The 13,324-nt window shown below is 38.7% G+C and carries 12 protein-coding genes; 1 reads left to right on the forward strand and 11 read right to left on the reverse strand.

Annotation, left to right across the window (positions count from 1 at the left end):
• Window positions 1-22: 22 nt before the first annotated feature.
• From mdh to MLOOGBEN_RS19885, 4 genes are all read right to left on the reverse strand, one after another.
• Complete coding sequence (gene mdh / locus MLOOGBEN_RS19870) at window positions 23-961, reverse strand: malate dehydrogenase (RefSeq protein ID WP_179160015.1); 939 nt, start codon at window positions 959-961, stop codon at window positions 23-25.
• Window positions 962-1,072: 111 nt separating this feature from the next.
• Complete coding sequence (gene icd, locus MLOOGBEN_RS19875; protein WP_179160016.1) at window positions 1,073-2,341, reverse strand: NADP-dependent isocitrate dehydrogenase; 1,269 nt, start codon at window positions 2,339-2,341, stop codon at window positions 1,073-1,075.
• A 147-nt stretch (window positions 2,342-2,488) separates the two neighbouring features.
• A complete protein-coding gene (gene citZ / locus MLOOGBEN_RS19880) occupies window positions 2,489-3,607 on the reverse strand; it encodes a citrate synthase (RefSeq protein ID WP_179160017.1) in 1,119 nt (372 codons plus the stop codon).
• A 371-nt stretch (window positions 3,608-3,978) separates the two neighbouring features.
• Complete coding sequence (locus MLOOGBEN_RS19885; protein WP_179160018.1) at window positions 3,979-4,440, reverse strand: DUF441 domain-containing protein; 462 nt, start codon at window positions 4,438-4,440, stop codon at window positions 3,979-3,981.
• A 108-nt stretch (window positions 4,441-4,548) separates the two neighbouring features.
• Here MLOOGBEN_RS19885 and ytvI point away from each other — a divergent pair, with 108 nt between their 5' ends.
• Complete coding sequence (gene ytvI / locus MLOOGBEN_RS19890; RefSeq protein ID WP_179160019.1) at window positions 4,549-5,664, forward strand: sporulation integral membrane protein YtvI; 1,116 nt, start codon at window positions 4,549-4,551, stop codon at window positions 5,662-5,664.
• Window positions 5,665-5,702: 38 nt separating this feature from the next.
• On the opposite strand, the gene MLOOGBEN_RS19895 is transcribed toward ytvI, so the two are convergent.
• The 7 genes from MLOOGBEN_RS19895 to ystJ form a co-directional block, all read right to left on the reverse strand.
• Window positions 5,703-6,089: an FxsA family protein gene (locus MLOOGBEN_RS19895; RefSeq protein WP_179160020.1), complete on the reverse strand. Its 387-nt coding sequence runs from the start codon at window positions 6,087-6,089 to the stop codon at window positions 5,703-5,705.
• A gap of 103 nt (window positions 6,090-6,192) precedes the next feature.
• Window positions 6,193-7,956 carry a pyruvate kinase gene (gene pyk / locus MLOOGBEN_RS19900; RefSeq protein WP_179160021.1) on the reverse strand — a complete coding sequence of 588 codons (1,764 nt, stop codon included), beginning with the start codon at window positions 7,954-7,956 and terminating at the stop codon, window positions 6,193-6,195.
• A 94-nt stretch (window positions 7,957-8,050) separates the two neighbouring features.
• Entirely contained in the window at window positions 8,051-9,010 is a 960-nt protein-coding gene (pfkA, locus tag MLOOGBEN_RS19905; protein ID WP_179160022.1) for a 6-phosphofructokinase, read from the reverse strand.
• A gap of 298 nt (window positions 9,011-9,308) precedes the next feature.
• Window positions 9,309-10,283: an acetyl-CoA carboxylase carboxyl transferase subunit alpha gene (gene accA / locus MLOOGBEN_RS19910; protein ID WP_179160023.1), complete on the reverse strand. Its 975-nt coding sequence runs from the start codon at window positions 10,281-10,283 to the stop codon at window positions 9,309-9,311.
• Window positions 10,277-11,152, reverse strand: a complete 876-nt coding sequence (accD, locus tag MLOOGBEN_RS19915; RefSeq protein WP_179160024.1) for an acetyl-CoA carboxylase, carboxyltransferase subunit beta — start codon at window positions 11,150-11,152, stop codon at window positions 10,277-10,279. Before accD ends, accA begins: the two co-directional genes overlap by 7 nt.
• A 204-nt stretch (window positions 11,153-11,356) precedes the next feature.
• On the reverse strand, window positions 11,357-11,932 hold the full coding sequence (locus MLOOGBEN_RS19920) for a GntR family transcriptional regulator (protein WP_218781264.1): 576 nt from the start codon (window positions 11,930-11,932) through the stop codon (window positions 11,357-11,359).
• A gap of 55 nt (window positions 11,933-11,987) precedes the next feature.
• A complete protein-coding gene (ystJ, locus tag MLOOGBEN_RS19925) occupies window positions 11,988-13,226 on the reverse strand; it encodes an NADP-dependent malic enzyme (protein ID WP_179160026.1) in 1,239 nt (412 codons plus the stop codon).
• Between the last annotated feature and the right edge of the window lie 98 nt (window positions 13,227-13,324).

Raw genomic sequence — 13,324 nt, forward strand, 5'->3', positions numbered from 1 at the left:
GTTTTCCCCGAATTTTTATATCTTACACTAAAACTTTCATAACATTTTGAACTGATTCAACCGATTTATCAAGAGCTGCTTTTTCTTCAGCAGTAAGATCAAGCTCGATTACTTTTTCAATTCCGTTTGCACCAAGGATTGTTGGTACACCAAGATAGATACCTTCGTAACCAAATTCTCCTTCAAGGTAAGCAATTGAAGGAAGAACGCGGCGCTGATCTTTTAGGATAGCCTCGCACATTTCAACTAGTGATGCTGCTGGAGCGTAATAAGCACTGCCATTTCCTAGAAGGTTAACGATTTCGCCGCCGCCTTTTCTAGTACGCTCGACAATAGCTTCTAAACGATCTTTAGGGATTAACGTTTCTAGTGGAATACCACCAGCATAAGAATAACGTACAAGTGGAACCATATCATCACCGTGGCCGCCTAAAACAAAACCGGTAATATCTTTAACAGAAAAATTTAATTCCTGCGCCACGAATGTACGGAAACGGGCTGTATCAAGGACACCAGATTGACCAATTACACGATTCTTAGGGAATCCAGATGTTTTGAAAACAGTGTAAGTCATGGCATCTACTGGGTTTGTTAATACTAGAATTGTACAGTTTGGAGAGTACTTCACAATTTGCTCCGTTACACTCTTCATTACTTTTTGGTTTGTTTGAACTAAATCATCACGGCTCATTCCTGGTTTACGAGCAATACCTGCCGTAATAACAACGATATCTGAATCACGAGTATCTTCGTAATTAGATGTACCCGTGATATTCGCATCAAAACCTTGAACAGGACTTGCTTCAAGCATATCTAATGCTTTTCCTTTTGTAGGGTTTTCCATTTGTGGGATATCAACTAAAACGACATCGCCTAATTCTTTTTGTGCAAGCAAGAATGCAGTTGTAGCACCAGTGAAACCTCCACCAATTACGGAAACCTTTTTACGCTTTAAAGACATTTTAAACTCTCCCCTTTGAAAGTATTATTGTCGATAGTCGAATGGGGCTGTTCGAAAACAGCCCTGATTATCCTTGTTAAGATTCAGCCTCTAGGTGCGTAATGCTTACTATTATTCCATATTCTTAATTAATTCATCCGCAAACTCAGATGTTTTAACTTCTGTTGCTCCGTCCATTAAACGCGCGAAGTCATACGTTACTACTTTAGAAGCAATCGTATTTTCTACTGATTTAATGACCATTTTCGCTGCTTCATTCCAGCCTAAGTGCTCAAGCAGTAATACACCTGATAGAATAACGGATGAAGGATTTACTTTATCAAGTCCTGCATATTTAGGTGCAGTACCATGTGTTGCTTCGAAAATAGCATGTCCTGTTTCATAGTTGATGTTTGCTCCAGGAGCAATTCCAATTCCCCCTACTTGTGCTGCAAGAGCATCAGAAATGAAGTCTCCGTTTAAGTTCATCGTTGCAACAACATCAAACTCACGAGGACGTGTAAGGATTTGCTGTAAGAAGATATCAGCAATTGCATCTTTAACTACAATTTTGCCAGCTGCTTCTGCTTCTGCCTGTGCTTTGTTTGCAGCATCAGATCCTTGTTCATCTTTAATGCGGTCATATTGAGCCCAAGTAAATACTTTATCGCCAAATTCCTTTTCAGCAAGCTCATAACCCCAGTTTTTGAATGCGCCTTCTGTGAACTTCATGATATTTCCTTTGTGAACAAGTGTAACAGATTTACGGCCTTCTTTAATCGCATAATTAATAGCTGCACGTACTAGACGACTTGTTCCTTCTTCAGAAACTGGTTTAATACCGATACCTGAAGTTTCTGGGAATCTAATTTTGTTTACGCCCATTTCGTTTTGAAGGAAGTCGATTACTTTCTTAACTGCTTCTGTGCCTTTTTCATATTCGATTCCAGCATAAATATCTTCAGTATTTTCACGGAAGATAACCATATCAGTATCTTGTGGACGCTTTACTGGTGAAGGAACACCTTCAAACCATCTTACTGGACGCAAGCATACAAATAAATCTAACTCTTGACGAAGTGCAACGTTCAATGAACGAATTCCACCGCCAACAGGAGTAGTAAGTGGACCTTTGATCGCAATCAAATATTCGTTGATTACATCAAGAGTTTCTTTTGGCAGCCATTCACCAGTTTGGTTAAATGCCTTTTCTCCGGCTAGAACTTCTTTCCATACTAATTTGCGCTCGCCTTTATAAGCTTTTTCAACTGCAGCATTTAAAACTCTCTCAGAAGCTGCCCAGATATCTGGACCGATACCGTCACCCTCGATAAATGGGATAATTGGATTGTTTGGTACATTTAGAACCCCGTTTGTTACTGTGATTTTTTCGCCTTGCATAGTTGTTCTCCCTCCCGTTATGTATCCATCGTAATAATTTTGCCAATATCCAGTAAAGATTGAATCCAAGGTTAAAGATTTGCAATCTTTAACCTTTTCATACAATCCTATTAGAACAATTTTTAGGCAAAAAGTAAAATATTTTTATTAACCTCTTTGAGTAATTGGTACATATGTCTGCATGCCAGGACCTGTATATTCAGCACGTGGACGAATTAGACGATTGTTTTCATACTGTTCTAGGATGTGAGCAAGCCATCCAGAAACCCTGCTTACTGCAAAGATTGGTGTAAATAGGTCATGGTCAATACCTAAGCTGTGGTACATGGAAGCTGAGTAGAAATCTACGTTTGGCGGTAATTTCTTTTCGCCAGTAACGATGCTTTCGATTTTTTCAGACATTTCATACCAATGTGGTTCGCCTGTTAACTCAGTTAATTTTTTGGACATTGCTCTTAAATGCTTGGCACGAGGATCACCTAAGCGATAAACTCGGTGGCCAAATCCCATGATTTTTTCTTTTTTCGCGAGCTTTTCGCGAACATATGGCTCAACATTTTCAATTGTACCAATTTCTTTAAGCATTTTCATTACGGCTTCATTTGCGCCACCGTGCAGTGGTCCTTTAAGTGCTCCAATTGCAGCGGTTACACCAGAATAAACATCTGATAAAGTAGCCACACAAACCCTTGCCGTAAATGTAGATGCGTTAAGTTCATGATCTGCATGTAAAACAAGTGCTTTGTCTAAAGCTTTTACTGCAATCTCGTCAGGCTCCTGACCAGACAACATGTAAAGGAAGTTAGCAGCAAAGCTTAAATCTGTTCTAGGCGCAATTGGCTCAAGACCTTTTCTAACGCGTGCAAAAGTCGTTACAATTGCAGGCATTTTCGCTTGAAGTCGAATCGCCTTCTGATAGTTTGACTCTGAATCCATTAAGTCTGCTTCTTCATCATAAAGACCTAATAATGAAACAGCTGAACGGAGCGCAGCCATAGGATGAACCTTATCAATTGGATACATCTTAAAATGCTCAATCACTTCCTGAGGTAGTGCGGCATTCACAGAAAGCTGCTTTTTTAATTCTGCTAGTTCAGGCTCTGTTGGCAATTTGCGGTGCCACAATAAATAAATTACTTCTTCAAAGCTTGCATTTTCAGCTAAATCATCAATGTCATACCCAACATACGTTAACGTATCATCAATAATTGAGCTGATAGAAGAAGTTGTTGCCACTACCCCTTCAAGACCACGTGTTACTGTCATAGAAAATCTCTCCTTCTCATTATAAATTCCCCATTACCCATTACCCATTTGTAAAAAAGAAGTATTTTATTAGCTAAAACCGTTATCGGCCACAGCTATGTTGAAAGAAATTCTTCATTTCAAACATTGTCTAAGAATTACTATTACGCGCCTCTTTTTAACAAATATCTAGATTGAGCGCTTGCTCGGGATTGGTCCAACAAGCAAAGTAACTTTTCTTTAATAAAAAAGTTATATTACAAGTAATCTAGCATATTTATGTGACTTATGTAAAAAAGGATGCGCTTTCAAGTCCTATTATAAACAATTATCAGATTTTTGTGAACGAAAAGGAGCTGAAAAGTTCAAAAAAATATTATTTTACAAAATTGCTAACTAAAAAAATCAATCATTTTCATGGCTGTATAGGCTATTCCAGCGCCAATTAGAGGCCCAACTGCCACCCCTTTGAAAATAGATACAGATAGAATGGTCCCTAAAACAAGTGCTGTTGTAATATGCGGATCATGCTCCAATAAAGAAACTCCACCCTTGGCTAATAGAGCAACAAGCATGCCAGAAATAAGAGCCACCCAAGCAAGAGGTGATTTAAAAGCACTGGATAAATCCTTAAATCCAATTTCACCGGAAGCAATTGGAGCTAAAACAGCAATCGTTATTACGGTAACTCCCCAATTAATTCCTTTACTCTGGATAAAGCTGAAGGTTTTTGAATCTAGTCCACCCAATTTTAATACGATTAATACAATAATAGCAATCAGCAATGAGTTGTTTTTTACGATAAGTCCAATTATTAATAGCAGTAACAAGAACAATAATGACCCATTAATCATATTATTTCATCCTTTCTATTTCTAAAACCAAATATGGAAAATCATGCAGGTTTGTACAAAAAATGTTAAACTAGAGCTACCAATACTATAAGTGAAGGAGGCATGTTATTGGAGAAAAAGTACTTATTTCGAACGATAAGGTTCATTTTGGTGATCGCCATCGTTGTCCTGGCATTTCTATCATTTTATTATTTGTCAAAAGTGACTTATCCATTTCTAATTGCCTTAGTAATTGCATTTTTCATCAATCCAATTGTTAACATATTTGAAAAAAAACTTCGCATGCCTAGGGGATTAGCTGTTTTTGTAGCATTAATCAGCATTTTTGCCTTTGCTGCTGGCTTAATCACGCTATTAGTGGCTGAAATTGTTTCCGGAGCGAACTACCTGGCTAGAGTTGTTCCACAGCATTTGGATACTTTAATAAGCTACATTGAGAAGTTTATTACTGCTCAAATAATCCCTCTTTATAATCAATTAACTAGTATGTTTAACCAACTAAAAGATGGGCAGCAAAATACAATCATAACGAATATTGAAAATGTAGGCACGACCATTGGAACAACTGTTGGCAGCTTCCTGCAAAATCTATTTGGCAACATTCCAATGATATTATCATGGTTCCCTAATGCTGCAACGGTTTTAATTTTCTCCTTCTTAGCAACCTTCTTTATTAGTAAGGATTGGGACAGATTTTCACGTCTTGGCAGTCGCATTTTACCTGAAAAGGCTAAATCAAGTGGTAAAACTGTATTTGTTGATTTGCAGAAGGCTTTATTCGGTTTTCTAAAGGCACAATTGACCCTCATTTCAATTACAACCGTCATTATCTTAATCGGCCTTTTAATCCTCCGGGTTGATTATGCGATTACAATCGCTTTAATAACGGGTATCGTTGATATTATTCCCTACCTTGGTACCGGAGCCGTTTTTGTACCATGGATTATTTTTGAGATTATTACAGGGGACATGGCACTTGCAATAGGTTTAGGTGTTCTCTATTTACTTGTTATTGTTCAAAGACAAATAATGGAGCCCAAAATACTTTCATCTAATATTGGACTAGATCCATTAGCAACCTTAATTGCCTTGTTTGTCGGATTTAAATTAATCGGTTTCCTAGGGTTAATTGTTGGTCCGGTTACATTGGTTATCCTAAGCACCCTCTATCGAGCAAATGTCTTTCACGACCTTTGGACATTTATTAAAGGGAAAGAAATTTGATATAAAAAACGTCAACTCCGATTTGGAAGTTGACGTTTTTATTTAATAATTTTTTTATTTCCTTTTTCGATTCTCTTCCTTAGTGCATTAATCATAAGAAACTTAAAAGGCTTCCTAGACGGCGGAAACAACAATAAAAATCCGAATAAATCGGTAATAAACCCAGGTGTTAAAAGGAGCGTTCCGCCAATTAATATACAAATGCCATCTAGAAGAGATTCACCAGGAATTTGACCATATGAAAGCTGCTCCTGTACTCTTTTTATCGTCTGCAGTCCTTCTCTTTTTGCCAAATAAGCTCCGACGACACCTGTAAAAATAATAAAAGCAATCGTTGGAAAAAGTCCAATCGTTTTACCTGATAACAGCAGGACTCCAATATCTATTGCGGGTATAACTATAATTAATAGTGCTAAATAGCGCATTTTTCTGTCTCCTTCAAACCAGCTTGTATTCATTATATAACGAATCAATGAAATCATGCTGAAATAAAGAAAAAAGAAGGGAAAGTCCCTTCTTTCTCAGTTTTTAAAGGACACTGGCATGCCCGTTATAAATGACACCTCTTGTCGCGTCAACTGTGATCTCTTGACCATCTCTAAACAGCTCTATAGCGTTCTCGACACCCACAATAACTGGAATTCCAAGGTTTAGCCCTACAACTGCAGCATGGCTGGTTAACCCGCCTTCCTGTGTAATCAAGGCAGCACATTTTTCAATTGCCGGCATCATATCACGGTCTGAGCCTAATGTGATCAAAATAGAACCTGGCTTTACTTTTTCAATAGCTTCTTTCGCATCATGTGCAATGACCACTCTGCCAAAAGCAGATTTACGGCCGATTCCTTGCGCTCTTGTAATGATATCACCAACAACATGAATCTTCATCAGGTTCGTTGTACCTGCTTCACCAACCGGAACCCCGGCTGTAATAACCACTAAATCACCATGTTTGACGATACCGCTATTCACACTGGCTTCAACAGCATTATCAAGCATTTCGTCTGTAGAACTGCAGATTTTTCCTAGCTGAGGATATACACCCCATACAAGTGCTAAACGACGGAAAACCTGCTCGTTTGCTGTAACAGCCACAATTGGTGCCTTTGTACGGTATTTTGATATCATTCTAGCAGTGTGACCACTTTCAGTTGGTGTAATAATGGCATTTACATCAAGATTTAATGCCGTATGTGCAACAGACTGTCCAATGGCATCTGTAAGATTGTGTTCCGAATCTTTACTGCGGGTAGATAAAATTTCTTTGTGATCTAAAGCTTGTTCGGCTCTTGAAGCTATATTGTGCATGGTTTGCACTGCTTCAACAGGGTATACACCTGCCGCTGTCTCACCAGATAGCATAATAGCATCCGTACCATCAAATATCGCATTAGCGACATCACTGGCTTCTGCACGTGTCGGACGTGGATTACGCTGCATAGAGTCAAGCATTTGTGTAGCTGTAATAACAGGTTTACCTTGTGTATTACATTTCTTAATTAACATTTTTTGTACAAGTGGTACTTCTTCCGCTGGGATTTCTACACCTAGATCTCCACGAGCGACCATTAGACCATCAGAAACCTCAAGGATTTCATCAATATTATCGACGCCTTCTTGGTTTTCAATCTTAGGAATAATATGGATATGTGTAGCCTGCTTTTCTTCTAACAGCTGGCGAATTTCCAACACGTCGCTGGCACGGCGTACAAAGGAAGCAGCAATAAAATCAACACCCTGCTCAATTCCAAAAATGATATCTTGCGTATCTTTTTCTGTAATGCCTGGAAGTTTTACTGATACTCCTGGAACATTGACACCTTTTTTGTTCTTTAATGTTCCACTGTTAAGTATTTTTGTCTGAATTTCATTTTGTTCCTTATCAATGTGAAGGACTTCTAGTCCAATTAGACCGTCATCTAATAAAATTTTAGAGCCCACATGAACATCATCAATCAATCCAGGGTATGTAATTGAGAACTTTTCTGTGGTACCTTCTACTTCAGTCATCGAAATAATAATATTATCCCCTGATGTAAGTTCAATTGCTCCATTTACCATATTATTAGTACGGATTTCCGGGCCTTTTGTATCAAGTAGAATAGCAACAGTCTTACCTGTTAATTTTGAGGCTTCACGAATATTTTGGATCCGCTGTCCATGCTCCTCAAAGTCACCATGGGAAAAATTCAAGCGGGAAACATTCATTCCAGCTTCTATTAATTGAGTTAACTTTTCTACACTTTCACTTGCAGGACCAATCGTACATACGATTTTCGTTTTACGTAACATTCTTTGTTTCCTCCTAAATTAAAAAGCGCAGGGCGCCCGTTCATCGGCGACGAGCCAATGGCGCCCGGAGCTAGATTATTATATTAAATACAGATTAGATAGATAATTCTTTAGAAAGTTTAACAAGGTCTAGGTCTAGTATATGCTTTCTTTCTAAAGCTTCGACGATATCATAATCAACAAGGGTATTTTTTTCAATCCCTACTGCTCGTCCGCCCTTTCCTTCGATTAATAACTCTACAGCTCTTGCACCTAGACGGCTTGCCAATACTCGGTCAGAGGCTGTTGGCGATCCACCGCGTTGAATATGACCAAGTACAGATACTCTTGTATCAAAGTTGGTTGCTTCTTTAAGCTGCTTGGCAAAATCATTTCCGCTGCAAACTCCCTCAGCAACAATAATAATGCTATGCTTTTTCCCACGTTCCTGTCCATTGCGAAGTCTGTCAGCAACTTCAGCCATATCAAAGTCTTCTTCAGGAATAAGAATGGTTTCTGCCCCACCAGCTAATCCAGCATACAATGCTAAATCACCCGCGTCTCTACCCATTACTTCAATCACAAAAGTTCTTTCATGTGAGGTAGCGGTATCACGAATTTTATCCAGAGCATCAATAACTGTATTTAATGCCGTATCAAAACCAATGGTTATCTCTGTACCTGGAATATCATTATCAATTGTTCCTGGTACACCAACACATGGATAACCCTGCTGTGTCAAAGCTCTAGCACCACGATATGAACCATCGCCGCCGATGACAACAAGCCCTTCAATTCCATGTGCTTTTAACTGTTCGATTCCTTTTTGCTGTCCCTCTGGTGTTTTAAATTCTGGGCAGCGTGCAGTATGCAGCATGGTACCTCCACGATGAATAATATCACCTACGGATCCAAGCTCAAGTTTTTTAATATTTCCTGAAATTAATCCAGTATATCCCCCATAAATCCCATAAACCTCTACGTTATGGTATATCGCTTTTCGAACAACAGCCCTTATAGCGGGATTCATCCCTGGTGAGTCTCCTCCACTTGTTAAAACGCCAATTTTTTTCATTTATACCACCCCATGTGATTTTCTAAAAATCGTATGTATATTTTAATGTGAGTTTCAGTATGCGTGTACTGCATTTATTATTTACATAAACGCAGGGAATATTTATAAAATACCATTAAAGACACACCTATAACAACTCAATCACATTAGTAAATTTAATAGACGGAATAGTGTGTTAATTGGAACCGCTTAACCATAAAATGGGAACGCCATCATTTACAGATATTGGCTAAATTTTGACACAAATGTGAAATGGAGAAAAATCCTAAAAATAAAAACGTGCTCCGAAAGCACGTTTTTAGATACTAATAAAATCCTTTAAAAATGAATATTCACCGATCGTTCTAAATCGATTATAGCGATCATCAACAAGTTCCTCTTTTGAAAGTTCTAAAAGTTCCTTGAGAGATTTCTTTAAGATCAAGTCTATCGCTTCTGCTTGCCCCTTGACATCTTTATGTGCACCACCCTTGATTTCTGGGATGATATCATCTATGATGCCAAGTTCCTTTAAATCTGGCGCTGTTATTTTCATGGACTCTGCCGCTTTTTTGGCAAGTGAAGAATCCTTCCATAAAATCGCAGCAGCACCTTCAGGCGAAATAACTGAATAAGTTGAGTTTTCAAGCATATACATACGATTCCCAACTCCTAGCGCAAGCGCACCACCACTTCCGCCTTCACCAATAACAATGCATATCACTGGCACATTAAGACCTGCCATTTCAAATAGGTTACGAGCGATGGCTTCGCTTTGTCCACGTTCTTCTGCAGCTTTCCCCGGATACGCTCCTTTTGTATCAATAAAGCAAAGAATCGGGCGATTAAATTTATCCGCCTGCTTCATTAAGCGAAGAGCTTTTCTATAGCCTTCAGGGTGTGGCATTCCAAAGTTCCTGCGAATATTTTCTTTTGTATCTTTTCCTCTTTGATGTCCAATGACCGTTACTGGCAGCCCTCTAAACTTAGCAACCCCGCCTACAATCGCTTCATCGTCCCCAAATGCTCTGTCTCCATGACATTCAAAGAACCCGTCAAAAAGGTGAGCAATATAATCCAAGGTAGTCGGCCTATTTGGGTGCCTTGCAATTTGAACACGATCCCAAGGCTTGATATTGTCATAAATGTCTTTTTCAAGTTTTTCAAGTCGCAATTCTAATTTCTCAATCTCGGAAGATAAATCAACGTCTGTACTTTTTGTAAACTCTTTTAGTTCAGCAATTTTATTTCTTAATTGTACGACAGGGCGTTCAAATTCTAATTCTCCTACCATTCGAGCTCACCCCCGGGTTGATGAATTTCAAGTAAGTTTGTGATTTTATCAATTAAATCAAGGCGGGAAATGATCGCATCAAGCTGACCATGCTTCAATAGAAATTCTGCTGTTTGAAAATCTTCAGGCAGTTCCTCACGAATCGATTGTTCGATTACTCTGCGACCGGCAAAACCGATTAATGCACCTGGTTCTGCAAAGTTATAATCACCTAGAGATGCGAAGCTTGCTGATACACCACCCGTTGTTGGATGGGTCATAATCGAAATAATTAACCCGCCATTATCACTAAATCGTTTTAATGCAACGCTGGTTTTTGCCATTTGCATTAAGCTTAGGACCCCTTCTTGCATTCTGGCACCGCCAGATGCGGTGAAAATAATAAACGGTATTGACAATTCATCCGCTTTTTCAATCGCACGGGTTATCTTTTCCCCTACAACGGACCCCATGCTTCCCATTCTAAAAGTAGAATCCATAATAGCAAAGGCAATCTTATTTCCATTAACGCTTCCACAGCCGGTTACAACGGCCTCATTAATCTTTGTCTTTTGACGGTCTTTTTCTACCTTTTCAAGGTAATCTGGGAAGTTCAATGGGTTTTCAGAAACCATATTTTCATTTATTTCTTCCAAGCTGCCTTCATCTAAAAAGCTGACGATACGCTCTTTTGCATTCATAGCAAAGTGAAATCCACAATGTAAACAAACTTTTAAATTCTTATTTAGCTCTTTTGTATACATAATGGTTTTGCATGAAGGACATTTTGTCATAATTCCTTCAGGTACATCATTTTTCGCAGCCTCGGTAGGAATCGTTGCATACTTTTTCTTTTTATGAGTATTTTTTGTAAAAAGTTCTTTAAGCAATTTGCCCAAACCTCCCTCGTTGGAAAAAAATCAAGCCAAATGGCAAGTTTTTATCATCTTATATAGAAGTCTTTCCTTAAATAATGACAATTCAAACCTAGCCCATCGAAAATTGGTCAGACCACCTAAACAGTAAAAATGCCCATATCAAATAGGGCTTGATTGCTTGTCTATCACTATAAAGGATAAATACTTCAAATTCTGTTAGTATTTGTCGGTTAAAATAGACAAATTTCTTAATTCCCGATAAGCAGCTAATGTCTTTTCCTCATCTTTTTCAATCAAAGCTTCTATTAACATGATATAGCTGTTCTTATTATACTCCACAATTCTTAAATTCAAAGAATTATAATAATCCTTTAATATTAGCCAGATTCTCGAAAACAGATAGTTATCAGCCATTTCAATCAGTTGATAAAAGAATTGATCATCATTTAATTGATCCTCTTCGACCAAGCTTTTTAGGGTAAATAACCTATTTTCATCCGCTCTGTTCAGAACCAAACGAAGAAAATCCATTTCTATGAGGTTCTTTGTTTCTATCACATCTAATTTTGCCTTTTCATCTTGGAGAATAAAAGTTCCGAGCAGCTGTACCAGCTGATTTCCTCGAAAATCTCTTATGAACGTCCCTTCACCACGTCTAGTTTCAATTAAACCGAGCAGTTCTAACGCTCTTAAAGCTTCCCGAACGGAAGAGCGCCCGACATTCAGGCGCTCAGACAATTCCCGTTCAGATGGTATTTTATCTCCAGATTGCAAATTATCAGCTGAGATCATTTCTCTTAGCTGTTTAACAATCTCTAAGTAAACTTTATTATTGGTCACTTACTAATCACTCACTTTTACCGATAATAGCGAGCCTCATTGTTTTTTCTTTCACATCTTCAGGGTCAACCTTTATCCGGGCAACACCCGTTTCCATTGCAGCTTTGGCAACCGCCGCAGCAACTGCTGGTGCAACTCTAGGATCAAAAGGTGCAGGGATGACATAATCCTCAGATAGCTCTGATTCATTAATTAAACTGGCAATTGCCTCAACAGCTGCCACCTTCATTTTTTCATTAATATGTGTCGCACGAACGTCTAGGGCGCCACGGAAAATTCCTGGGAAGGCTAGTACATTATTTACTTGATTTGGAAAATCTGATCTCCCAGTTCCCACCACTCTTGCTCCAGCTTCTCTTGCCACATCCGGCATGATTTCTGGATTAGGGTTAGCCATTGCGAAGATGACAGAATCTTTATTCATTGAAGCAACCATTTCTTTTGTCAAGGCACCTTCAACAGAGACGCCAATAAATACATCGGCACCTTTTATTACATCTTCAAGACTTCCAGTAAGATTATCACGATTGGTGAATTTAGCTACTTCAGCCTTGACGTTATTCATTCCTGCCGGGCGGCCTTCATAGATGGCACCCTTTGTATCACACATAATAATATCTCTTACACCAAAGCTGTGTAATAATTTAATAATGGCAATTCCAGCCGCTCCAGCTCCATTAGCAACCACTTTAATTTCAGTTATTTTCTTGCCAATCAGCTTTAATGCATTTACAAGACCCGCAGCCGTAACAATCGCAGTCCCATGTTGATCATCATGGAAAACAGGAATATTCGCTTCTTTTTTCAATCTTTCTTCAATGACAAAGCAATTTGGCGCAGCGATATCTTCAAGATTCACACCGCCAAATGTTGGCTCAAGCAACTTAACAGTTTCAATGATTTTTTCGACATCGGTTGTGTTTAAGCAGATTGGGAAGGCATCCACGCCAGCAAAGCTTTTGAATAATACTGCTTTACCTTCCATAACTGGAAGTGCAGCTTCTGGTCCAATATTTCCTAGTCCCAGGACCGCGGTGCCATCTGTAACGACAGCAACCATATTGCCTTTCATTGTGTATTCGTAAACCGTTTCTGGTTTTTCATAGATGTCTTTACACGGTTCGGCAACCCCAGGCGAATACGCTAAACTTAAATCCTTTGCATTTCTTACAGGTACTTTTGATTTCGACTCAAGCTTTCCTTTGTTAATTCGATGCATGTGTAATGCTTCTTCCCGTAATGTCAAGATATGTCACCCCTTAAATTAGTACAACAAGAAATCGATAATTAGAATAATAGCTAGTCTGTATTTAGTGGTCAGACCACACCCATTTCAATACCACT

Source organism: Bacillus sp. EB106-08-02-XG196, assembly GCF_013396335.1.
Classification (GTDB): domain Bacteria; phylum Bacillota; class Bacilli; order Bacillales; family Cytobacillaceae; genus Neobacillus.